Source organism: Dyella flagellata, assembly GCF_030160275.1.
Lineage (GTDB): Bacteria > Pseudomonadota > Gammaproteobacteria > Xanthomonadales > Rhodanobacteraceae > Dyella_B > Dyella_B flagellata.
Genome location: NZ_BSOA01000028.1, coordinates 72,072 through 96,989, shown reverse-complemented (window position 1 = coordinate 96,989; position 24,918 = coordinate 72,072). Strand labels below are relative to the sequence as shown.

9 protein-coding genes are annotated in these 24,918 nt (G+C 61.8%); 6 read left to right on the top strand and 3 right to left on the bottom strand.

The features are described 5' to 3' along the window. Positions 1–22 precede the first annotated feature (22 nt). The gene (locus tag QQJ96_RS13465; protein ID WP_284332525.1) at positions 23–808 is read right to left on the bottom strand and encodes a LytR/AlgR family response regulator transcription factor; all 786 of its coding nucleotides are present in this window, start codon (positions 806–808) and stop codon (positions 23–25) included. Then, a complete protein-coding gene (locus tag QQJ96_RS13460; protein ID WP_284332524.1) occupies positions 805–1,890 on the bottom strand; it encodes a sensor histidine kinase in 1,086 nt (361 codons plus the stop codon). The genes QQJ96_RS13465 and QQJ96_RS13460 overlap by 4 nt, the downstream gene beginning before the upstream one ends. A gap of 153 nt (positions 1,891–2,043) precedes the next feature. Here QQJ96_RS13460 and QQJ96_RS13455 point away from each other — a divergent pair, with 153 nt between their 5' ends. Further along, the gene (locus tag QQJ96_RS13455; protein WP_284332523.1) at positions 2,044–3,192 is read left to right on the top strand and encodes a hypothetical protein; all 1,149 of its coding nucleotides are present in this window, start codon (positions 2,044–2,046) and stop codon (positions 3,190–3,192) included. A gap of 236 nt (positions 3,193–3,428) precedes the next feature. On the opposite strand, the gene QQJ96_RS13450 is transcribed toward QQJ96_RS13455, so the two are convergent. Continuing rightward, positions 3,429–5,246, bottom strand: a complete 1,818-nt coding sequence (locus QQJ96_RS13450) for a hypothetical protein (RefSeq protein WP_284332522.1) — start codon at positions 5,244–5,246, stop codon at positions 3,429–3,431. An 894-nt stretch (positions 5,247–6,140) separates the two neighbouring features. Between QQJ96_RS13450 and QQJ96_RS13445 the strand changes: the two genes are divergently transcribed. The 5 genes from QQJ96_RS13445 (at position 6,141) to QQJ96_RS13425 (ending at position 24,847) form a co-directional block, all read left to right on the top strand. Then, on the top strand, positions 6,141–6,578 hold the full coding sequence (locus QQJ96_RS13445; RefSeq protein WP_284332521.1) for a VOC family protein: 438 nt from the start codon (positions 6,141–6,143) through the stop codon (positions 6,576–6,578). Between the two features lie 300 nt (positions 6,579–6,878). Next, positions 6,879–7,100: an MbtH family protein gene (locus QQJ96_RS13440; RefSeq protein ID WP_284332520.1), complete on the top strand. Its 222-nt coding sequence runs from the start codon at positions 6,879–6,881 to the stop codon at positions 7,098–7,100. Between the two features lie 67 nt (positions 7,101–7,167). Continuing rightward, positions 7,168–10,260, top strand: coding sequence for an amino acid adenylation domain-containing protein (locus tag QQJ96_RS13435; protein WP_284332519.1), 3,093 nt, complete (start codon positions 7,168–7,170; stop codon positions 10,258–10,260). Next, entirely contained in the window at positions 10,257–13,427 is a 3,171-nt protein-coding gene (locus tag QQJ96_RS13430) for a non-ribosomal peptide synthetase (RefSeq protein WP_284332518.1), read from the top strand. The genes QQJ96_RS13435 and QQJ96_RS13430 overlap by 4 nt, the downstream gene beginning before the upstream one ends. Further along, complete coding sequence (locus QQJ96_RS13425; RefSeq protein WP_284332517.1) at positions 13,424–24,847, top strand: non-ribosomal peptide synthetase; 11,424 nt, start codon at positions 13,424–13,426, stop codon at positions 24,845–24,847. Before QQJ96_RS13430 ends, QQJ96_RS13425 begins: the two co-directional genes overlap by 4 nt. Positions 24,848–24,918 lie beyond the last annotated feature (71 nt).

Below are 24,918 nucleotides of genomic sequence, written 5' to 3'. Positions count from 1 at the left end.
ACCGTGGCCCGACAGCTTTCCCTCAACGTAATGAACGTCGATTCCGTAGCAGATCGTGAAGGCCTGCGCTGTAGTTGCGGCTTGCTCGCAGCGTCTGTCCATCGCGCAAGGTGACGAGCGCATCGCGATTGGCGAGCGCCTGCACGCGAACGATGCGATCGACCTGGACGATGGAGGAACGATGGATGCGCAGGAATTGCGAGCTATCCAGATGGGATTCCAGGGAGTTGAGCGTTTCGCGAATCAGGTGTGTTTTGCTTTGTACGTGTAAGCCGGCGTAATCGGCCAATCCTTCGATCCAATCCACGTCATCTGTCTTCACAAACGTAATATCGTTGCCCCGGCGAACCGTAAAGCGACGAATCGGCTGGTTATCTGTGCCAGTATGTTTGGCGATCAGCTCTTCATAAAGGAGGCCGTATTGACCCTCTTGTCGATGCAGCGAAACCGTTCGCCGAACGCGATCAATGCAGGAAGCGAAGCGTTCGTTATCGATAGGCTTGAGCAAATAATCGAGGGCCTCGATATCGAAGGCACTTAACGCATATTCGTCGTGCGCGGTGAGGAACACGAAGTGCGACGCGCAGCCTTTGGGCATGAGTCGTACCAGCTCTATGCCCGTGATGCCGGGCATCTCGATATCAAGAAAAACAAGGTCTGGCGCCAGGCGAGGAATGGCACGCAGCGCCTCCTCTCCCGTATCGCATTCGCCGACAACAATCATGTCAGAGTACGCAGCTAATCGCGTGACCACCCCAATTCGTGCCAGCGGTTCATCATCGACCACGAGGACCCGGATAGTCATCATCCAACCACCGCCGAGTTCACAACCGGCTCCGTGATCAGCGGAAGTTGTAGCGAAACCACGAATCGTCCTGCTCCACCCGACAAAACCAGTGTGGCGTTGTTGGCACCGTAGATCTGCTTTAGTCGAGCCCTCGTATTCGCCAATCCCACCCCATGACTTTGGTGAGCGTCGGTCGATTCCATCTCAAACGTGTCGTTCGCAATGTCGATCTGCAATCTATGCCCGGCAAGGCGCGCACTGATAGTGATCTCGCCGCCAGCCGGTGACAAGGCGATGGCGTGTCGGATGGCATTTTCGATCAGCGGCTGCAGCAGGAAGCGTGGCACATGCGCATCGTTCGCCTCGTCAATCACATCGATGGATACGCTAAGTCGCGAACCGAAGCGTATGCGCTCGATGGTTAGATACTCGTCGACCACGGCAAGCTCGTCTCGCAGCGTCACCGTGTGGGTGTCGGGAAAACTAAGCGTGTTGCGTAGAAGAGCGGCTAGCCTTGAAATCATTTCCGTGGCCAACAATGGCTGGTTGCTTACCACCAACGAGGAAATGGCGTTGAGCGTATTGAAAAAGAAGTGTGGCTGAAGCTGATAGTGCAGTGCCAACAGCTGTGCATCGCGCGCTGTCGCCTCTATTGCAAGCAGTTTTTCCTTTTGTTGCTCGACGGTTTGATAATGCTTTATGCCGAAATAGAGTGCGCACCATCCCTCAAGAGTAAGGCAGACGCTCATGGCCTCGGTCAGCGCGAAACGCCAGTCAAACGTCAACGTCTGGTCGGCCCAGTGCATCTGGGTTAGGCGCGAAGCAATCGTGCACACAACACCTAATGCATAGGAGACGGTCGCGCAAGCGGAGAGGGCACGGAAAAGTGGTACACCCTTGCTCCATAGATATCGACAAAGAAAATACAAGAGAAAGCTGGCAAAAAAGCAGCTTCCGAGCTCCGCGACTATCCCAAGCACTTCAGCGCCGGTGTGACTGTAAGGGCCAAACGTGATCGCAGTCGCCAACGTATAGAGCGTCCAGCCGCCGATTTGCAGTGGCCAAAAAGATACGAAGCGCCGGGGAATCGCGTGAGTTGGCATGCCGCGATTCTATAGGAGGCGGTCCCTGTTCTACACCCTTTGGCCGTGCCGAATGCACGCTTCACCGCAAAATCACCAGGTCTCGTCGCATGGGGTCTTCTGGTCGTCGTGCGGTCCATTAGGCTTCGACCAAGTTGCCGCCACGGGCATTCCATGAGTGTCCTGGAGCAACCTACTAGCGCCGTCGTCTTGGGAAATCGAGGAGGCTTTGTGAAGCATTGCGGCATGAGGAATTTTGGAATAGCCCTGGGCCTGGTGGGGACGGCCTTGATTGCATCAAGCAGCTTTGCGGGCGGGTTTAAGCCGGCCGCGAAGTTTCCAAGTGAGCGAATGGCAACACCTAATGCGATGGCCAGCGTACGGATGTCCGATTCGCCGACTTATACTTACACTCTGCTTAGCTATCCGGGCAGTCTTGACACACAGGGTGTCGGCATCAATCCGGGCGCCTTGGATCGGGACTGGGATGGACTGGGCAGAACGGATAAATCCGACATCAAAGTCGTCGGGGCATGGTTTTCGCCTGACGGGACATCCCAGGCCGGCTTTCTTGCTCGCGTGGCTGGAACCAAGCCCGTTCGCGAGACCTACGATCTATTGAATGACCCTGACGGCACACTGGTACAACAGGCCTATAGCATCAATGATTTTGGCCAGATTGTCGGCGATTACTACAGCGGTGAGATCGGTGGCGCTTATATATTTCATAGCTATGAGCTGGACGGCGACAAATTCAAGCCGCTGAACGTACCCTTTGCCGACGCCGTCAGCACCTTCTCGCCAGCCATCAACGACGAGGGCGAAATTGTCGGCGGGTGGACCGACAGCGCTGGAAATTCGCATGGCTACACGCGGATCGGAGGTAGCTATACCTCGTTCGACTACCCGGGTGGTGGCCAGATTCAGTTGTATCTTGCGGTCAATAGTGACGGGGACATCGTCGGCTCTTACGCCGATGCGAACGGCGCTGTTCACGGCTTCCTGCGGCGTGGGGAAACCTACACCTCGATTGACTTCCCTGGCGCGGTTTATACCGCAAGTACGGGAATCAACGATGCTGGCGAGATCGTCGGGAGTTATTGCCCGACCAGCCAATGCCTCGCAACGGGTGGCGAAGGCATGCAGGGATTCATCCTGAAAAATGGCATCTATACCGCTTTCGCTATTCCAGGTGAGTACGCCACGGCACTGGCCTCCATCGACAACAAGGGCGTGCTGATGGGTAACTACTACGATGCAGACGTGAATCAGGCTGACACAGCCAATCACGTTCATACATTCCTGGCGACTCCGATGCCGTAGCCGGTGATCAAAGCAGGCGGCATTCGGCGGCTTTGCCGCTATGAGCAACGGCGCGGACCTCGCCAAACTGAAGATCGAATTCTCCCTACTAAGGGCTAAACAGTAGAGAGCCACGGATTCTTGCCGGTCCTCAAGCGTTGGAAGGCACACAGCGGCACCAGGGATGATCCCTGGTGCCGCTGGTGATTGCCTGCCCGCTTTCCGCGCGCCGAATATCTACCGCTTCCAGCAACTTGTCAGGGTTGCAGGCCCATGCCAAGAATGACCACATTCCTGTTGGCAGGCAGCTGGATGCTCTTGACTGATTTTGACTTGTTTAAATTGAACGAATATCCGTAAAGGTTGAAGGTCTGGTTTTCTTGGGTGCCGTTATAGGCGTCGCGATAAGCGGTCGCCGCCGCAACCGCTTCCCCGGCATATTGTTGTGGCGTGTACCAGTCACTCACGCTTTGCGTGAACGTCGTGGAAGAGCCATCCGTGTAGGTGACGATAAAGTTCTGGGAAACCTGGTTGCCATTGATGCCCGTCCCCAGCAGTGAGAGCGTTGAAAACTGCCCGGCAGGTAGCGTGATGGTTCCGCCGGAAGCAGCATCCGGCGAGTTGGCAGCACCAAGCGCAAAGGACTGCCCGTTGAACGTCAGGGATGTCCCCAATGCCTGCGACGAATAAGCATAGCCGTCGCTATCCAATCCGCCGGTACTGAACGACGTGCCGTCGGTATAAATGCCATTTACATTGAAGTAGCTGGAAAGATCGACCGCCGTAGGGGGCGGACTGGTCGCGCCGGTTGCTGACGGTGCAAAGTTGATGGACGTCAGGTAGTAGTCGCCGCTACCCGGCGTATAGACCCCTGATCCGTAGGAGGGCGCGGTGGCCGCTCCCAGATCCAGTTCAAAGGTATTGGAGCCGCTATTGAGCGTAACGTTGGGAATCACCACCGAGGTCATGGGCGCGGACGTGTCAGCAGGCGTGGGCCTGATGGACGACCCGTTGCACCAGTTCCTTGTGTTCGGCGGTGCGTCCAGGTACGGATTGCCAGGATTGATGGTGGAATTGGCGTAGGCCGAACACTCCGCGAGCGTGCTGAACGATGCGCCTACAGGAACGCCATTGATCTTCAGCGTATTTGGCGTGTTGTAGAAATATTCCGCATTCGGTCCGTGGCTGTCGATGGTCACCGTGATCGTGCCGGTAACGGTCGATGCACCATTACCGGGTGCGGGTACGGTGATCGTGCCGGCGATCGGAAGCGTTGCGTAGCTGCTGTTTCCGTATTGATAGTAGGAGAGCGGCACGTTGGTGGAGGTTGACGCGCCCGTCTTTACCGTGGCAACGGCCGTGACGACCGCATCCGCATTGGCCGTGACTGGCGCTTGTGTCCAGCTCAGGTCCAGGGAATAGGCGAAGCCGGATGCTGCGTAGATCGCCTGGCCTTGCGCCTTGGTGAGGCCGGTCGGGTAGGAGGCAACCGGTGTGGAAGGATTGATGTTGCCGTTGCTGTCCTGGCATACGTCGCCGTTGTAGGGATTGGCGCCACCGGAAATGCCTACCCAGATGTCGTGCGTAGTATCGGCGAGAAAAGCTGCGTATTGCTGGATGCTTATCAACGGAAAGACGTAGGTCGGATACGCTTGCGTGTAATCGTTGAAGGTGGTCTGGAAATGGGCCATTTCCGTACTGCTGCTGGCGATATCGGCCGCTGTCGGCTGATGCCCATTGGGCATGGCCAGGAAAACCAGTCCGCCATTGCGATCGTAATTATCGCACCCGGCAAAGTAGGTGAGCTTTGCTGAAAGATCCGATCCAAGCTCCTGTTGCTGTGTCGTGGTCAGTTTTGCAAGCGAATACCACGTCCCGTTCGTATAGATCATCACCACGCCCGCTGGCGGCGAATAATTGGCCGGCATCGACGAGTTGTAGATACCAAACTGCGGAATATTGGACAGCACATTGGTTGTCGAGGCGGTGGTCGTTGCCGCCTTCGCGCCAAGAGGCGCTGCGTTCACCAGGATGCCGGCCAGGACGGCCACAGCTAAAGCACACTTTTTCCGCATAACACGAACTCCCTTCTGAAGTTGGCTGCGTATGCACCGGAGCGGGATTGCTCTTCAGCGCGGTATTTACGAAGCGTGGCCGCGGGTTGTGAATGTGACGCCCATGAACCCGGAAAAAAAATGCGCAAGACTGCACGCCCCAGTGCCTGCTTTCCGCAGCTGGTCGAGTGGACGTGAATGCGTAGAAAAACCTTCCCCGCGTCGATTTACTTCTTTGCAGTGACGACTGAGCTCAAAGCACCTCCTTCACCATCAATGGGGACAACCGAACCCAATGAGACCTTTCGATTCCAGCCAGGCACCGCGCTATCGCGGCTTCCCGCTGCGATGATTTCGTCATGATTCGGCGTAAATCCCCTGGCACCCTGGCCGGGTACGCAGGATGTCGAAGCTTGGGGCTCTACCGATTTGCTCGATGGCAACTCGACGAAAAGCCTTCGATTCCTGTCGAGGGGCGCTGGCAGCATAGGCGCAGGCGGCTGACAAGATCAAGTATGAAATTTGTTTTCATAGGTGGATAAACAGGGTAGGGAAACGGTCGCGCACTACGTCTTGCAGTAATTCGGAAGGGCAATGGCGCCACTCAATCGCCGGCGCGTTTCAAGCTGGAACATGCATACGGCCTGTCATCCGGGTGTTACCCGGTTATGGCTGCGCATTGTTTTGTTGAGTCCAATGGCGCATGGAGAGGCGCCGGGAGATTGCGTGCTGATGAATCGCCTGAGCAATCGCCAATGGATTGAAAAGCGACGCTCCCTGGCAGCTCTTGTTGCAGGAGAAGATTCCACATTTGCGATGCGTGTGCGCTACATCGAACTCATGCAGCATTGGCCGCCAAGATGCGTTGCCCCACGGTCCGTTGTCGGAAATAGGATTGCCTTGTAGATTGGGCTCATGGCGCTCAAACGGATGGACAACGTAGGCATCGTCGTCGATGACCTGGAAACGACGATCGCTTTCTTTCGCGAACTCGGCCTGGAGCTCGAAGGGCGGGCCACGATCGAAGGGGAATGGGCCGGACGGGTCACTGGGCTTGGCGATCAGTGCGTCGAGATAGCCATGATGTGTACGCCGGATGGCCACAGCCGACTCGAGCTCTCCCGGTTTCTCACGCCGCCTGTCGTTGCGGATCATCGGAACGCTCCGGTGAACGCGCTAGGCTACCTGCGCGTCATGTTTACCGTGGACGACATTGACGAGACGCTTGAGCGACTCAGCAAGCGTGGTGCGCAGCTTGTGGGCGAAGTGGTTCAGTATAAAGACGCTTATCGGCTCTGCTATATCCGAGGCCCTGAAGGGCTGCTCATTGGACTTGCGCAGGAACTTGGATGAGGGGTGGTGGCTTACGCCCTGAAACGACTTCGGTATGAATTTTTGCGTCTGCTCCGCATAGTCAGCACGACTGCGGCAATTAAATTTCAATAAAAGCAATTAGTTATACAAATACCCCTAACGCAGCTCTTTTTGTTGTCTACGCCGTCTTAACCTGCCTCTGCCTAATCTCCGCGCCTGCATTCGGTGCTGGCATGTAGCCCTACATGCATGCGCAAGAGAATGCAATAGATCTTCGCGTAGTGTCCGCTCAAGTATCGGATGACACGCACGACAGGGATATCAAAAGAGGCAAGCGTCATGACGAACCCCTTCGATAACGAAGAGCAGAGTTTCTTCGTCTTGGTCAACCATGAAGGCCAGCATTCGCTCTGGCCGCAATTCGCGCAGATTCCCGCAGGCTGGGAGCCGGTATTTGGACCGGAGGCACGCCGGTCGTGTCTCGACTACGTCGAGGAAAATTGGCAAGACATGCGCCCGCGCAGCCTCATTGAGGCCTTGGCGTCGACAGCAGAAGCCTAAGCATAACGTGATGCATGGCGCCTGCGGCGCCATCGGCTCATTGTGCCTTTGCACGGATGGAGGGGTCGTGCACAACATTCACGAGACAGGCGTGCCGTCGACGGCCGCCGAAAGCGTCGGTCGTGCTGTCGATGACAGCGTTAGGTTGACGCAGCTTTTCGAAGCGCACGCAGCGCGTGCGCCAGATGCCGTCGCCCTGTGCCTGGGCGACGAGCAACTGACGTACGCCGAGCTCAATGCCCGCGCCAATCAATTCGCGCATTGGCTGGTGGAGCAGGGCGCTGCACCGGAGCGGCTGATTGGCATTGCCTTGCCTCGTTCGGTCGACGCCATCGTGGCTGTGCTTGCCGTGCTGAAAACGGGGGCGGCCTATCTGCCCCTGGACCCCGACTATCCCCGGCACCGCCTGGAAAGCATGCTGCGCGATGCAGCGCCGCTACTTGTACTCAGTTCGCGCGATGCGGGCGTGGAGATATCAGCTGCACGCACTGTTTATCTGGGTGACGCGGATGTGGTTGCCACCATCGCTGCGCAGCCCAGGCAGGTAGGGCCAGCGGTGCAAAGGGCGTTTCAGCCATTGCAGATTGCCTACGTGCTGTATACCTCCGGTTCCACCGGTGTACCCAAGGGTGTGGCGATCACGCATGCCGGTGTCGGGCCGTTGTTGTGCAGCTATCGGGACCGCCTGCGGATCAATGCGGATAGTCGCGTGTTGCAGTTCGCTTCGCTGAACTTCGATGCCTCGTTTGCGGAAATCGGCATGGCGCTCGGTCTCGGTGCCTGTCTGGTGCTGGCGCGGGCGAGCGACTTGGTGCCCGGCCCGGCGCTGGTGCAGACGTGCCAGCGCCAACGCATCACCCATTTGGCCTTGCCACCCAGCTTGCTGGCGACCATGGCGCACGACTCATTGCCTGGTGTGCGCACCTTGGTGGTGGGTGGTGAAACCTGCCCACCCCAATTGGCAAAGACATGGTCGACGGGGCGCCGCCTTATCAACGCCTACGGTCCTACCGAGATCACGGTGGACGCCTTGATTTCCGCGCCGCTGGATGGCGACGAGAGCTCGCGCGTGCCACTGGGCGAGCCGGTGCGAGAGGCACGCGTTTATGTGCTGGACGAAGCGCTGAGGCAGGTGGCCGACGGCGAAGAAGGCGAGCTGTACCTCGCTGGCCCAGGTCTCGCGCGCGGGTATTTGCATCGCGCGGCATTGAGCAGCAAACGTTTCGTCGCCGATCCCTATGGACCACCTGGCTCGCGCATGTATCGCAGTGGCGACCGGGTGCGGCGCCAGGCTGGCTGTATCAGTTTTGTCGGTCGTGCTGACCAGCAAATCAAATGGCACGGCTTGCGCATCGAGCCGGGTGAGATCGAAGCCTGTCTGCTGCGTCATCCTGAGGTAGCCCAGGCGGCGCTGGTGTTGCGCGAAGATCGCCCCGGCCAACCACAATTGATCGGCTACGTCGCGCAGCGACAGCCTGCACTGGAGTCACCCGATGAAGTCGCTGAGGTGGCGCACGTCAGCGAGTGGCAACACCTGCACGATCGCTTCTATGCGGACCAGGCCGAGCTGGCGGGTGAAGAAGATTTCACCGGATGGAACAGCAGTTACGACGGCACGCCGATCGCGCTTGAGCATATGCGTGAGTGGCGCCAGGCGACGGTCGATCGCGTGCTGGCCATGCAACCGGGCCACGTGCTGGAGCTAGGTGTTGGCACCGGTCTGGTCATGTGGCAGGTGGCGCCGCATTGCCAGAGCTACTGGGGTACGGACTTTTCGCGACCGGTCATCGATTCACTGCGCGATCGCGTAGCACGCCAGCCGGCGCTACGCGATCGCGTGCATTTGCGCCATCAACCGGCGCACGATGGCGATGGCCTGCCGCGGGAGCATTTCGACACCATCATTATCAATTCGGTGGTGATGTATTTCCCGGGAGTGGACTATCTGCTTGGCGTCTTGCGGCTATGCGTGGAGCTGCTGGCACCCGGCGGGCGCATTTATCTGGGCGATATCCGCAGCCTGCGCTTGCTGCGTTGCTTTGCCACGGCCATCGCGTGGCAGCGTGCCGAGACCGCACGGCATAGCGTCGGTGAAACGCGTCGCGCGGTAGAGCAGGAGCTTGCTCTGGAAAACGAGCTGTTGCTCGATCCCGAATTCTTCGCCGCGCTGCCGGCATGGATCGACGGCCTTGCAGGCGTGGATATCCAGCTCAAGCGGGGCCGTTGCCATAATGAGCTGACCCGTCATCGCTATGATGTGGTGCTGCATAAACGCGGAGCGTCGCCTGTCTCCCTTGTAGAGGGTGCCGAGTTGGTTTGGTCACAGCACGTAGACTCGCTGGAACAGATCGCCACTTATCTTCAAAGCAAGAAGCCACCAACGCTGCGGGTAAGTGGCCTACCCAACGCACGGCTGTCGGACGAAATCGCGGCGATGCGAGCGGTGTGGGAATCTGGCCATGATGTGCTAACGCGTAGCCTTGTTCCCCAGGCGGGGATACCGGGCGTGGACCCGGAAGACTTGCACGGCCTTGCCCATCGCCTCGGTTACCAGGTGGTCACGACTTGGGCGAGGGTAGGGCAGGACGATCGTTTCGATGCCGTGTTCTTCGCCGAACAAACGCAGGCATTGACGGACGTCTATCGCACTGATCATCCCATCCCGCTACCGCCCAGCAATTATGCCAATCGCCTTGATCACGGGCGTGGCGCGCGCGCATTGGCCGCCACGCTCAGATCCTATCTTGCAGAGCGTTTGCCCGCACCGATGATCCCCGCCGCCATCGTGGTGCTGCCGAGCATGCCGTTGAACGCCAACGGCAAACTCGATCGCGCGGCGTTGCCGGCGCCGGAGTTGAGCCGGCAGGATAGCCGCGAGCCAAGCACGCCGCAGGAAAGCTTACTGGCGGGATTGTTTGCCGAGGTGCTTGGCTTGGATCGCGTCGGCATCGATGACAGCTTCTTCGAGTTGGGTGGGCACTCCTTGTTGGCGATGCGCCTGGTTGCCCTGGTGCGGCAGGCCTGCGGCGCGGAGCTGCCAGTACGTGCCCTGTTCGAAACACCCACCGTCGCCGCGCTGGCGCCGCAACTTGATCAGGCCCCACGCGCGACGCGTGCGCCGTTGCGGCCCATGCGATCCACCGAGCAGCCTCTCCCATGATCCCGATGTCATTCGCGCAGCAGCGCCTGTGGTTTCTCGGCAAGCTGGATGGCCCTGGCATTGCCTTCAACGTCCCGATGGCCTTGCACCTGACTGGCCCCCTGGATGCGTCTGCCCTGCAGGCCGCTTTGTCCGATTTGCTATCGCGGCATGAAAGCTTGCGCACTTGCTTCACTGACGAAGAGGGCGCCGGTTACCAGGTCGTCTTGCCGTGCGAGCGTGCGGCAGTGGTCTTGAGCACTGCCGACCAGGCGGAGGCGGAGCTGGACGACGCCATGCGGCGTTTCCATAGCCGTCGCTTCGACCTGGAGCGGGAGAGCCCGTTGCGCGCGATGCTGTATCGACTAGCACCGCAACAACACGTGTTGTTGCTGGTGGTCCATCACATCGCCAGCGATGGATGGTCATGGGCGCCGATGCTGCGAGATCTTGCGCAAGCCTATGCGGCGCGGCAAGGCGGTCATGCCCCCGCATGGACGCCGCTGCCGGTGCAGTACGCCGACTATAGCCTGTGGCAGCGTGAGTGGATGACGCAGGCAGATACCCCAGACAGCGATGTCGCACAACTAGTCGCGTACTGGAAGCGCTGCTTGGTTGGCCTGCCCGAACAGCTGGATCTCCCGTTCGATCGGCCTCGACCAGCGCGCGCCAGCCAACATGGCGCGACGGTGCAGGCGCGATGGGACGAGTCCCTGGCAAGCCCGTTGCGCCAGTTGGCGCGCGATGCGCGCGGCAGCTTGTTCATGGGCGTGCATGCCTTGGTCTCCGCGTTGTTGTTCAAGCTCGGGGCGGGGGAGGATCTGCCGCTAGGCACGCCGGTAGCGGGGCGCAGCGATGAAGCACTCCATGACCTGGTGGGCTTCTTCGTCAATCTGTTGGTGTTGCGCACCGATGTTTCCGGGCGGCCCAGCTTCCGTCAGCTGCTGACGCGCGTGCGTGACGCCGACCTGGACGCCTATGCTCACCAGGAGCTGCCTTTCGAGCGCATGGTGGACATCGTCAACCCCGGGCGTGCCACGTCGCGGCATCCCTTGTTCCAGGTGGCGGTGATCCTGCAGAACAATCGGGATGCGTTGTTCGAGGTTCCCGGCTTGTCGGCGCAGGCAAGTTTTGTGGTGACCGAAACGGCCAAGTACGACCTGACTTTCGAGTTCACCGAGTTGTTCGACACGGCCGGCAGGCCCAATGGCCTGGCCCTGCAATTGGAGTACGCCACCGAGCTGTTCGACCGCAGCACGGTGCAGCGTTTCGCGGACAGTCTGCGGCATCTGCTTGCGCAGGTGATGGCGCAGCCTGATCGCTCGCTTGCCGATATCGAGCTGCTGACTGCGCAAGAGCGTCACACGCTATTGCAGACATGGAACGACACGACCCATGCCGTTCCCAACGCCACCGTACCCGCACTGTTCGGCGCGCAGGCCGCACACACGCCCGACGCGCCGGCGGCCAGCCAGGGTGCCAGCACGCTGAGCTATCGTGAGTTGGACGCGCGCGCCAATCAGTTGGCGCATTACCTGCGTTCGCTCGGCGTTGGGGCGGACCAGATGGTGGGTCTGTGCATGGAGCGCTCGCTCGATCAGCTCGTCGCCATGCTGGCTATTCTCAAGGCGGGTGGTGCGTATCTGCCGCTGGACCCGAGCTACCCCGGGGCACGCTTGTCCCTCATGCTGGAGGAGACATCAGCGCAGCTGGTGATAACCCAGGCCGAGCATGTCGCACGACTGCGCTTGTGCGGTGTCACCTCGCTCACGTTCGATGACTGTGGCGAGGCTATCGGCGACTTGCCGCAGAGCGCCCCGCCCATCGCGTTCCATCCAGACCACCTGGCGTATGTGATCTACACCTCGGGCTCTACCGGCGCGCCCAAGGGCATCGCGGTGAGCCATCGCAATGTGGTGGAGTTGGCGTGGGATCGTCGTTGGCGCGATGGCGCACAGCAGCGCGTGCTGATGCATTCGCCGCAGGTGTTCGATGCCTGCACTTACGAAACCTGGGTACCGTTGCTGAGCGGCCAGCACGTGATACTGGCGCCACCGGGGCGAACCGATCTGCCGGTGCTTGCAGACACTATTGCCCGGCATCAAGTCAGCGCGCTTTTCATCACCACGGCCTTGTTTCGATGGCTGGTGGAGGAGCATGGCGACTGCCTGAGCAACGTGCGCACTGTATGGAGCGGTGGCGAGGCCGCCGTGCCACGTGTGTTTCGCCAATTGTTGGCGCGCTATCCGCACATCGATGCGGTCAATGTGTACGGCCCGACGGAAACCACCACCTTCGCTACCTGTTATCGCGTGCGCGCTCCAGTGAGCGATGCGCCGATAGCGATCGGTGGACCGCTGGATAACACCTGCGTCTACGTGCTGGACGATGCTTTGCGGCCAGTACCGGTCGGCGTACCCGGCGAGCTATACATCGCCGGCACCGGCCTGGCGCGCGGTTACTTGAAGCGCGCGGCGCTTACCGCGCAGCGTTTTGTCGCCAGCCCATTCGGGCCGCCGGGGCAGCGTATGTATCGCACTGGCGACCGCGTACGTTGGCGTGAAGATGGCCAGCTGATCTATGTGGGGCGTACCGACCATCAGGTGAAGATCCGTGGCCACCGTGTCGAGTTGGGCGAGATCGAGGCCGTCTTGGCCAGGCAACCAGGTGTCGGGCAGGCCGCCGTGATCGTGCGGGAGGATCAGCCAGGCCAGCCGCAATTGGTGGCGTATGCGGTCGCTGCGCAGGGATCTGCTCTGAACGTCGCGACCTTGCGTCGCGCGCTTGCCGGAACCATGCCGGAGTACATGGTGCCCGCGGCCGTGGTGCTGCTGGATGCCTTGCCGCTGACGATCAACGGCAAGCTGGATCAGCGCGCCTTGCCTGCACCGGTGTTCCGGTCAGAAAGCGAAAGTGTGCCCGCGACGCCGGAGGAGCATGCCTTGGCGGGCCTGTTCGCCGAAGTGTTGGGCCTGGAACGCGTCGGCACGCAAGACAGTTTCTTCGATCTTGGCGGTCATTCGCTGCTGGCTACCCGGCTGATCAGCCGGATCCGCTCCGGGCTAAAGGTGGAGTTGTCGATACGCACGCTGTTTGAGGCGCCAACCGTTGCAGAACTTGCACTGCATTTGCCACAGGCCGGCCGGATCACCCGCAAGCCGCTGCGCCCGATGCGGGGTGGCGAATGAGTGACGTAATTCCCTTATCGTTCGCGCAACAGCGCCTGTGGTTTCTGCATCGGCTGGAAGGGCCCGGCAGTCTCTACAACATGCCGATCGTGCTGCACTTGGACGGCCCCCTGAACGCAGATGCGTTGGCGCTGGCACTCGGCGATGTAGTTGCCCGGCACGAAAGCCTTCGCACCGTGTTTGCAGACGATGACGGTGTAGCACGACAAATCGTGCTCGATGCCGATGACGCGAAGCTGGTGTTTGATCGGGTACAGCTGTCGGCCGACACGCTTGAGTCGGCGTTGTTCGCCGCCGCGACCCATCGCTTCGATCTGACGCGGGAGATACCTCTTCGCGCCACCTTGTTTGCGCTGGGCGCCGAGCGTCATGTGTTATGCCTGCTGATGCACCACATTGCCAGCGATGGCTGGTCATGGGCACCGCTAGGACGCGACCTGCAAGCCGCATACGCCGCGCGTTGCGAGAGTAGGGCGCCAGGTTGGCAGCCGCTACCCGTGCAATACGCCGACTACAGCCTGTGGCAGCGCGAATGGATGGCTGAAGAGAGCGCAGCGGATAGCGAGATAGCCAGTGATATCGCCTATTGGATGTCCGCCATGGCCGACTCGCCCGAGTTGGCACAACTGCCCACCGACCACGCCAGGCCGTCCACACCCGGCCATCGTGGCGGGCAGGTCACGTTCCCGATCGGCGCGCCGCTGCATCAGCATCTGTCGGTCTTGGCGCGCGAAGGCCAAGCCAGCCTGTTCATGCTGTTGCATGCGGCAGTGGCTGCGCTGCTGTCGCGACTGGGTGGCGGCAACGACATTGTGCTGGGATCGGCCATCTCCGGGCGCAATGACGAAGCGCTGGAAGAACTGGTCGGCTTCTTCGTCAACCTATTGGTGCTGCGCCTGGACACCTCCGGAAACCCGAGCTTCCGCACGCTGCTGGCGCGGACGCGCGAAACGGATTTACAGGCTTATACGCACCAGAACCTGCCGTTCGAACGCTTGGTCGAGTTGGTCAATCCCGTGCGTTCAAGCGCGCACCACCCTTTGTTCCAAGTCAAGCTTTCGCTGGAAACGGAAACTTACGCTGCCTGGGCGCTGGCTGGCCTGGCGGTGCGCCAAGAGCAGCTTGAGCTTGACACCGTGACCTGCGACCTCGGCTTCAATTTCATCGAGCAGTTTCGGCCTGACGGCACGCCGGATGGCATGACCTGCGTAATCGAGTTCGCCCACGATCTGTTTGAGCGCGACAGCGTCATACGCCATGGCGAGCGGCTGCTGCGCTTGCTGGAGACGGTCTCCAACGATCCGGACGTGCACCTGGGCGCTATCGAGGTCGATAGCCCCGAGCAGCGGCGACAGGTATTGGTGGAGTGGAACGACACCGCGTTGCCGGTGCCCGAGGCCACTTTGCCCCAGTTGTTTAGCGCCAGCGTTGCGGCAACGCCGGACGCTAATGCGATCGTCTTTGATGAAACGAGCCTCAGCTACGCCGAGCTCGATGCGCGCTCCAATCAACTTGCCCATGCGCTACGTGAGCTGGGTGTGGGGCCCGATGTTGTGGTCGGCGTCTGCCTGCCACGCTCGCTCGATCTGGTGGTAGGCCTGCTCGCGGTGATGAAGGCTGGCGGTGCCTATCTGCCGTTGGATCCGGAGTATCCCGCCGAACGGCTCGCCTACATGCTCGGCGATGCGGGTGCGCCCGTGTTGTTGAGTACCGCGATGCTGGTGGAACGCCTGCCTGCGCAAGCAGGGCGGCAGGACTTGCTGATCGATGCGCAGCGTTCGTGGATCAATACGCAACCGGCAACACCGCCATCGATCGAGTTGCGCCCCGCGCATCTGGCGTATGTGATTTACACCTCCGGTTCCACCGGGCAGCCCAAAGGCGTGGCGGTGACGCACCAGGGCATCCCTCATCTGCTGGCCTGCCAGGTACGGCAGCTTGGCGTGGGTCCGGGTGCGAAAGTCTTGCAGTTGGCTTCGGCCAGTTTCGATGCCGCGTTCTGGGAGTTGTGCATGGGGGTGCTGTCGGGTGCCTGCCTGGTGCTCGCTCCACCTGTGCAATTGCAACCGGGTCCCGCGCTGGCCGCGCTGCTGGTGCGCGAGGGGATTACCCATCTGGCATTGACGCCGACCGTCCTGGGCTTGCTGTCCGAGTACGGCTTGCCGGAAGGCATCAAGCTGGTCGTGGCGGGGGAGGCCTGCCCACCGTCGTTGGTGCAACGTTGGCACCAGCAAGTGCAGTTGTTCAACTCCTACGGCCCCACCGAAGGAACGGTAGGCGCAACGCTCAGCGGCGCGCTGCACGAAGAGGGTACGCCGACCATCGGCAGCCCGCTGTTCAATGCGCGGGTCTACGTACTCGACGACCGGCTTCAGCCGGTACCGCAAGGTGTCACGGGCGAGTTGTACATCGCCGGCCCCGGCCTGGCGCGCGGCTATCTGCGCCGAGCGGGACTCACTGCACAGCGCTTCATCGCCTGTCCCTTTGGCGCGCCGGGCGAACGCATGTATCGCACTGGCGACCTCGGGCGTTGGCGTGCCGATGGCCAGCTCGACTATGTCGGCCGTGCCGACCAGCAAGTGAAGCTGCGCGGCTTTCGCATCGAGTTGGGCGAAATCGAGGCCCATCTGTTGCGGCTGCCGGGTGTCGCGCAGGCTGCGGCGATCGTGCGCGAGGCCCGGCCCGGCCATCGCCAGCTGGTGGCCTATGTCGTGCCCAACGAAGAGTTAAATATCGTCTCGTTACGTGAAACGCTCGCCGGTCAGCTGCCCGACTATATGGTGCCTGCTGCGATCGTCGGCCTCGCGGCATTGCCGGTGACACCCAATGGCAAGCTTGATCGCAAGGCGCTGCCCGCACCGATGTTCGAGGTGATGGAGGCAGGCTCTTTGCCGCGCAATCATCGCGAGCAAGCGCTGACCAACTTGTTCGCGCAGGTGCTGGGCTTGACCGCGGTCGGCATCGAGCAAAGCTTCTTCGACCTCGGCGGCGACTCGATCCTGGCCTTGCAACTGAAGGTGAAGGCGCAAGCCAGCGGCATCGGGTTTGAACTGGCGCAACTATTCGATCACCAAAGCGTGGCGGCGCTGGCCGCGGTAGCCAGCTTCTCCCACGCCGACATCGCAGCCAGCACGGCGCCATACGCCTGGTTATCGTCGGCCGACCGTCAACACCTGCCGGCCGATGTGGTGGATGCCTATCCGCTCAGTCAATTGCAGCTAGGCATGTTTTTCCATGGCGAATACGACCATGACACCACGCTTTACCGGGCCTGCACGGGCCTGGTGATCGACCTACCGCTGGATATGCGCGCATTGCGGGCGACGCTCGACGCCTTGAGTCGCCGTCACGAAATATTGCGCACCCGTTTCATGTTGGATGGCTACAGCGAACCGCTGCAGCTAGTGCATGCGCAGGTCGAGATCCCCCTTTCCGAAAGCGATCTTGCCGGCTTGTCGCCCGACGCGCAGCAGGCGTCGCTGCAAGCCTGGATGAGTGGCGAAGGCTTGCGCGCCTTCGACCAACACGCCGTGCCGCTGCTGCGCATGCACGCGCACCATCTTGGCGAGCGCCGCTTCCATCTCGCGCTGACCTGCCACCACGCCATCATCGACGGCTGGAGCGAGGCCAGCCTGGTGGCCGAGCTGGTGCGGCGTTATCGCGCGCAGCTGGAAGGCACGTCCTTACCGGAGACGCCACTGTCGGCGCGCTACCGCGACTACATCGCGCTGGAACGCCAAGCCATGGCTTCCATAGCCAGTCGCACGTTTTGGCAGCAATGGCTGGAGGGCGCCGAACCGTCCGAACCCTTGCGTTCGCTGCCGCAGACAGAGGCGACCTCCAAGGCGCTTACCCACACGGTGTCACTGGGCATCGACGAAAGCACTGCTGCTGCGCTACACGCGCTTGCCCGACAGGTGAGGGCGCCGCTGAAAACGGTGCTGCTCGCGGCGCACATGGCCGCATTGAGTGCGATCTGCGGGAGCGGCGACATCGTGACCGCCCTAGTCATGCATGGCCGCCCCGAAGTGGCTGATGGCGACAGGCTGATCGGCCTTTTTCTCAATGCCGTGCCTTTCCGCCTGCGCATACAGGGTGAGCGCTGGGACGAGCTGATCCGGCGCGTCTTGGAGGCAGAGCGCGATGTAACACCACACCGGCACTATCCCTTGGCGCGCATCATGGAAGACCTAGGGCAGCGCAAACGCCTGGGTGTGGTGTTCAACTACACCAACTTCCAGGCGCATGAGCATGCCCACATGTCCATGGATCGCATGGATGGTCATGGCGGCGGCGACAACAGCTTCGGCTTGCAGGTGAACTTCCAGGGCTCGGAAGACGGCTTATCCGGCTGGATCAGCGGGCATCTGGACAGCTATGACACGGCAACGTTCAAGCGCTATGCCGATTGCTATGCGCGCGTGTTGCAGGCAATGACCGAACCCGCAGATTTGGCTGTGCGCAGCATCCCACCACTCGGCGATGCAGCCAGGCAACAGGTCATGCGCTATGGTCACGCCGGTGGCGAGGCGATCACCTCTGAACACTTTGCCGATACGTTCGAGCGCCACGCACGGCAATCTCCCGATGCCATAGCGGCCATCGATGAAGCGCACGAACTCAGCTACGGCGCCCTGAATGCGCGTGCCAACCGACTGGCTCGCCGCTTGCTGGCCGAAGGCGTGGCGGCTGGCGACATCGTTGCTGTCGCGGTGCCGCGCTCGATCGAACTGGTGGTGGCGTGGTTGGCGATACTCAAATGCGGCGCGGCGTACTTGTCGCTGGATATCAACTATCCCGTCACGCGCCTCAACTCGATGCTTGCCGATGCTCGCCCAACGCGCCTGCTCCATGCCGGCCGCGCCATCGATGGCCTCGATCCTGGCGTGCTCGCGATGGCCATGCACGAAGACGAAGTCGGTTACGGCAATGACAATCCGACGGGCGCCGACATCGCTGGGCGCCGCCATCCGGGCTTGCCCGCGTATGTGATTTATACCTCCGGCTCCACCGGTCGCCCCAAAGGTGTGGTGATGACGCATCAGGGCCTGGCCAGCCTGGCTGCGAGTCAGCGCCGATTCCTCCCTGCGATGCCGCTGCGTGTGCTGCAGCTGGCCTCGTGCAGCTTCGATGCTTCGGTGTGGGAGCTGGTCGCTGCCTTCGCCTATGGCGGCTGCCTGGTCTTGCCGCCCCCTGGTCCGCTGACCGGCGAGGAACTGGCCCAAACGCTGCGCGACCAGGCGATCGAGCATGCGGTGATTCCACCTGCGCTGCTGGAGACCCTGGAGCCCGAGGCGCTACCGACCTCACTGATGCTGGCGGCCGGCGGCGAAGCCTTCGCACCCGCACTGGCCGAGCGCTGGTCGCGTGGGCGCCGCATAGTCAACGCTTATGGCCCTACCGAGTCGAGCGTGTGCGCAAGTCTCAGCGAGCCGTTACGCGGCGCCTCGGCGCCGATCGGGCGCCCGGTTGCGGGCACGCGGCTTTATGTGCTCGACGACAATCTGCAAGCCGTGCCCGTAGGCGTGGCTGGCGAGCTTTACATCGCGGGCCGGGGGTTGGCCATGGGGTATTTGCATGGCGTGGCATTGAGCGCGCAACGTTTCGTGGCCGATCCGTTCGTGGTTGGCGAGCGCATGTATCGCAGCGGCGACCGCGTTCGTTGGCGCGACGATGGACAGCTCGATTATCTCGATCGCATCGACCGGCAACTGAAACTTCGCGGTTTTCGCATCGAGCCAGCTGAGATCGAGGCTGCGCTGCTCAGCCTGCCGGGCGTCGCCCAAGCTGTGGTGGTGCTGCGCGAAGATCGTCCGGGCGAGCGCCAATTGGTGGGCTATGCCGTCGGCAACTTGGCGGCCGATAGCAAAGAGGGAAGGGGTGACGCGTGGCGTCGCCAATTAAGCGACAAGTTGCCTGAGTACATGGTGCCGACGGCCGTGGTCGAACTGGCCGCGCTGCCGCTGACTGCCAATGGCAAACTCGATCGCGCGGCTTTGCCGGCACCAGCGTATCGGGCTCGCGACCAGCGTTTGCCACGCAATGCGCAGGAAAGCGCCTTGGCCGCCTTGTTCGCCGAGGTGCTCGGGCTCGAGCGTGTCGGCATCGATGAAAACTTTTTTGATCTGGGCGGGCATTCCTTGCTGGCGACACGGCTGGTCAGCCGCATTCGCACGGTGCTGCAGCTGGAGTTGCCGATCCGGGCGCTGTTCGAGGCGCCTACTGTACTGGCGTTGTCGCGACGGCTGCATGGGCGTGGCGTGCTCAGGCAGGCGTTGCAGCCCAAGGCCAGGCCGGCACGTATCCCGCTCTCCTATGCGCAGCGCCGGCTATGGTTCATTCATCGCTTCGAAGGCCCTAGCGCAACCTACAACATCCCTCTGGCCTTGCGCTTGCGCGGACCCTTGGACGTGGATGCGCTGCGTCAGGCGGTAGCGGATTTGCTTGCGCGCCACGAAAGCTTGCGCACCATGATCGATGAATGCGAAGGCGAGCCTGAGCAACGCATTGTTTCGGTCGAGAAAGCGTTGCCGGTGCTCCATGTGACCCGCGTCGACAGCGAAGCGGCGCTTGCTGCCGCGCTGGGGGAGGCGGCCGGTTACTGCTTCGACCTGGGCGCGGAGCTGCCTTTGCGCGTGGAGCTGCTGCGCTTGGACGAGCAGCAGCATGTCTGCCTGTTCCTGCTGCATCACATCGCAGGCGACGGCTCTTCGATGACACCCTTGGCGCGCGACCTGGGGCGTGCCTATGCTGCGCGTCTGGTGCGCCGCGCGCCCGATTGGGGCCCATTGCCCGTGCAGTACGCCGACTATGCGCTGTGGCAGCGCGAACTGTTCGGCGATGAGGGCGACCCGGACAGCCTGATCAGCCGTCAGTTCGGCTATTGGAAAGAGGCGCTGGCTGGCTTGCCGGAGCAGCTCGCCTTGCCAAGTGATCGCCCACGACCGAACGTGGCGAGTTATCACGGTGACTGCCTTGGCTTCGGCATCGATGCGTCGCTGCATCGACGATTGGCGGATTTGGCGCAGGCACACGGCGCCACCTTGTCGATGGTACTGCAAGCGAGCTTGGCGGCCTTGCTGACTCGCTTGGGTGCCGGCACAGATATCCCGCTGGGCAGTCCGTTGGCCGGGCGCATGGACGATGCGCTAACCGACCTGGTCGGTTTTTTCGTCAACACCTGGGTGCTGCGCGCCGATACCTCGGGCGATCCGGATTTCGTCACGTTACTTGCGCGTGTGCGTGAGCGCGCCTTGGAGGCTTACGCCCACCAGGATGCGCCTTTCGAGCGACTGGTGGAGCTGATCAATCCGTCACGATCCACTGCGCACCATCCTTTGTTTCAGGTGACGCTGGCCTTGCAGAACCAGGGCATGCCCGACTTTGCGTTTGCCGGCTTGGAGGCCAGTCTCGAAGCTACGGGCACGCGTGCGGCCAAGTTCGACCTGTTCTTCGCCTTGGCCGAACGGGCCAATCAGGAAGGCCTGGATGGCGAGGTGGAGTACGCCTCGGATCTGTTCGACCGCGCGACGGTACAGGGTTTGGCGCAACGCTGGGTCAGCCTGTTGGAAGTGATCGCGCTTGACCCGCACCGCGCCATCGGCGCCATCGATCTGCTCCATCCCGATGAGCGCCGACAACTCCTGCTCGACTGGAACGACACCGCATGTGAGCTGCCGGTGCCTGATCTTGCGCGCTTGTTCGCGCAGCGGGTTGCCAGCCACCCGGGTGCAGTTGCGGTCACGTCGGAGGCAGGTTCACTCACCTATGCCCAGCTAGACCATCAGGCCACGCGTCTGGCGAGGCAGTTGGTTGTGCACGGCATTGGGCCGGAGCGCGGTGTGGCTCTGCTGCAGCAACGCTCGCCGGCGCTGGTGGTGTCGCTGCTTGCCGTCATCAAGGCTGGCGGTTTCTATGTGCCGTTGCATAGCGCCTATCCGGATTCGCGGCTTGCGCTGATCCTGCGCGAAACCGGCGCCGCCGTGCTGATCGCGGACCAGGTGATCGAGACACGTGTCAGCGGGTTTTCTATCCCAACAATACGCATCGATCAGCTCGACCTCGGTGCGCCTGATCCCGACGCTTCCTCCTGGATACCCCCAGCGGCGAATCCCGAGCAGCTCACCTACGTGATGTATACCTCCGGCTCCACGGGTTTGCCCAAAGGCGTGGCGGTGAGCCAGCAAGCGGTCGTAGCGCTGGCCAGCGATCGGCGTTTCCAAAACGGAGGGCAACGCTGTGTGCTGATGCACTCCCCGCATGCGTTCGATGCCTCCACCTATGAAGTGTGGGTGCCTTTGCTCAGCGGCGCGCGGATTGCCATCGCGCCGCCTGGCGATGCGGACGTGGACCTGTTGGCGCGAGCTATCGTGCTGCATCACGTGAGTGCGCTATTCCTGACCACTGCCTTGTTCGGCCTGCTGGCCCAGGAGCGGCCGGCTTGTTTTGCCGGGGTGAGCGAGGTTTGGACCGGCGGTGAAGCGGCCGACCCTTCGGCATTTCGTGCTGTGCTCGACCAGCACCCCGGCATCACCTTGATGCACGTCTACGGCCCCACCGAAACCACCACCTTCGCTACAGCGCTCGCGCTGCGTGCACCTTACCGCGCCGAACTGGGTACGCCGATCGGCGCGCCCATGGACAACACGCGTGCTTACGTACTCGATCAGGCACTGCAGTGCGTGCCCGTGGGTGTACCCGGTGAGTTGTACCTTGCCGGCACCGGCCTTGCGCGTGGCTACCAGGGGCGGGCAAGACAGACTGCGGAGCGCTTCGTGGCCAGCCCGTTCGATCACGGCGAGCGCCTGTATCGCACCGGCGACCTGGTGCGCTGGCGCGCCGATGGCGCGCTGGATTTCATGGGGCGCACCGATCATCAGGTGAAGATCCGCGGTTTTCGCATCGAGCCGGACGAGGTTGCGGCCGTGCTGCGGCGTCACTCGGCAGTGGCTCAGGCGGCTGTGGTGGTGCGCGACGATCCATCCGGCGGCAAGCAGTTAGTTGGTTACGTAGTGCTTAGCCACTCCGATGACGGGCAGCGCAACGCGGCGCAGGAGCAAGGCCAGGTCGACGAGTGGCAAGGTATTTACGACAAGCTGTACGACGATGCCGTGCAGTTGCCTTTTGGCGAGAACTTCAGCGGCTGGCAAAGCAGTTATAGCGGCGAGCCCATCTCACTGGATGAGATGCGTGAGTGGCGAGCGGCGACCGTGGCGCGTATCGCCATGCTGCGGCCGCGCCGGTTGCTGGAGATCGGTGTCGGTAGCGGGTTGCTGCTGGCACAGCTTGCGGGCCAGTGCGAAGCCTATTGGGGAACGGACTTCTCCGCTCCTACCATCGCGGCCTTGCGGCAGCAGTTGCACCATCGCCCTGACTTGCGTGATCGCGTGTCGTTGCGCGTACAGCATGCGCACGTGGCTGATGGCTTGCCGGATGCCTATTTCGACACAGTGGTGATCAACTCGGTCTCGCAGTATTTCCCCAGCGCAGCGTACCTGCTGGAAGTGATCGGCAAAGCCCTGGACAGGCTCGCGCCAGGCGGCACCCTCTACCTTGGCGACGTGCGCCATCTTGACCTGCTGGCAAGCTTCGCCTGCGCGGTGGAGAACTTCCGGGCTGCGCCCGGAACCACGGCGGACGAGTTGCGCCGGCGCGTGCGGCAAAGCGTACTGGCGGAGAAAGAATTGCTGCTGGCACCGGAGTTCTTTACCTCATTACCGGCCAGGTACCCCGCCATTGCCGCGGTGGATATCCAACTCAAGCGCGGACGTGCCGCTAACGAACTTACTCGCTACCGCTATGAAGTGGTGCTGCGCAAAGGCCCGGCGCGGGTGCTGTCATTTGTCGATACACCACGGCGCAGCTGGGCGGAACTGGGCAGCATCGAAGTGCTGGCCACGCTGCTGCGTGAGCGGCAAACACCCAGCCTTCGCGTCGAGCAGATTCCCAATGCGCGCCTGGCACAAGAGTGGGCAGCCCACCGCGCCTTGCAGGCCGGCGCACCGAGTGGACTGAGTGTCGATGCTGGGATTGAGCCGGAAGTGTTCCATGCTTTGGGCGGGCAGGCGGGCTATCGCGTCTGGCTGACATGGAGCAATTCCGGCGATGGCGGTATGGACGCGGTGTTCGCCGATGCTACGCAACTGCCGGCCTCCTTTGCGCTGGACGGGCTCTATCGGCCCATGGCTACGCGGCGCGAATTGGCGACCTGCGCGAACGATCCCGCCAATTTCGACCAGCTCGCCGAACTTCGCCGTTATGCCACCGAGCAGTTGCCCGAATACATGCTGCCATCGGCCATCGTGCTGCTCGACAGCTTGCCGCTGACCGTCAATGGCAAGCTGGATCGCCAGGCCTTGCCCGCGCCGGACTTCTCCGGCGAACACTATCGTGCGCCACGCCACCCGCAGGAGCAGGTGCTGGTGGAACTATTCGCCGAAGTGCTCGGTTTGCCGCGGGTGGGTATCGACGACAACTTTTTCGATCTAGGCGGTCATTCGCTGCTGGTGATGCGCCTGGTAAGCCGGATTCGTGTCGCACTCGGTATCGAATTGCCTGTGCGTGCACTGTTCGAAGCGCCGACCGTGGCGGGCCTTGCACTGCAGCTGCGTCGAGCCTCCCATGCGCAGACCTTGTTGCCACTGCGTACGGCTGGCGCGAAACCTCCGTTGTTCTGTCTGCCGCCGGGCGGCAATTTATCTTGGTGCTACGCGGGCCTGGTCAGCCATATAGCTGCCGATTGCCCGATCTACGGCTTGCAGCCGCCCGAGGCCGGCGGTCATGCGCCGTATTTGACTATCGAGGATGAAGTGCGCCATTACGTGGCGGAAATTCGTCGCATCCAGCTGCAGGGCCCTTACCATCTGCTGGGTTGGTCCATCGGCGGCCTGCTGGCGCATGCCATCGCCACCGCCTTGCAGGCGGAGGGGGAGGGCGTGGACACCCTGGTCATCCTCGATGCCTACCCGATGGGGGGCGTGACCTTGAGTGACGCGGTGGCAGCGCGCCATACGCAATCGATCAGGCACAACGCGGTCAAGAGCATCCTGTCAGGCTTCGGGGTGAGCGAAGCCCTGACGCCGGACGAGGTCGATGACCACCACCAACTGCTGGATAGCCTGGTCGCCAAAGGTAGCCTGCCAGCGGACGATCGACCGACCATCGCACGCATGCTGCGTTCGTTCGAGCGCAGCAGCGCATTGGCTTCCACCTTCGAACCTCGCGCGTTCAAGGGCGACCTGCTGTTCTTCCGTGCGGCAATCGTGCCGGAAGGGCAGTGGACGCCCTCCGTCGACACCTGGGTGCCTTACGTCACCGGCCGTATCGAAATCCACGATGTGCCCGCCGATCACTTCAGCATGCTCGATCACGAGGTGCGCGCACCCATCGGCCGTGTGCTGACCAGCAAACTGCACGCGTAATTTGTAGGCTGGGATGCCAATCCCAGCATCAGGATGCTGGGATTGGCATCCCAGCCTACGCACCATGGCAG

Excerpts from the sequence above, each read along its gene's own strand:
- QQJ96_RS13465 (WP_284332525.1), bottom strand. The coding sequence starts at position 808 with ATGATGACTATCCGGGTCCTCGTGGTCGATGATGAACCGCTGGCACGA.
- QQJ96_RS13460 (WP_284332524.1), bottom strand. The coding sequence starts at position 1,890 with ATGCCAACTCACGCGATTCCCCGGCGCTTCGTATCTTTTTGGCCACTG.
- QQJ96_RS13455 (WP_284332523.1), top strand. The coding sequence starts at position 2,044 with ATGAGTGTCCTGGAGCAACCTACTAGCGCCGTCGTCTTGGGAAATCGA.
- QQJ96_RS13450 (WP_284332522.1), bottom strand. The coding sequence starts at position 5,246 with ATGCGGAAAAAGTGTGCTTTAGCTGTGGCCGTCCTGGCCGGCATCCTG.
- QQJ96_RS13445 (WP_284332521.1), top strand. The coding sequence starts at position 6,141 with ATGGCGCTCAAACGGATGGACAACGTAGGCATCGTCGTCGATGACCTG.
- QQJ96_RS13440 (WP_284332520.1), top strand. The coding sequence starts at position 6,879 with ATGACGAACCCCTTCGATAACGAAGAGCAGAGTTTCTTCGTCTTGGTC.
- QQJ96_RS13430 (WP_284332518.1), top strand. The coding sequence starts at position 10,257 with ATGATCCCGATGTCATTCGCGCAGCAGCGCCTGTGGTTTCTCGGCAAG.
- QQJ96_RS13425 (WP_284332517.1), top strand. The coding sequence starts at position 13,424 with ATGAGTGACGTAATTCCCTTATCGTTCGCGCAACAGCGCCTGTGGTTT.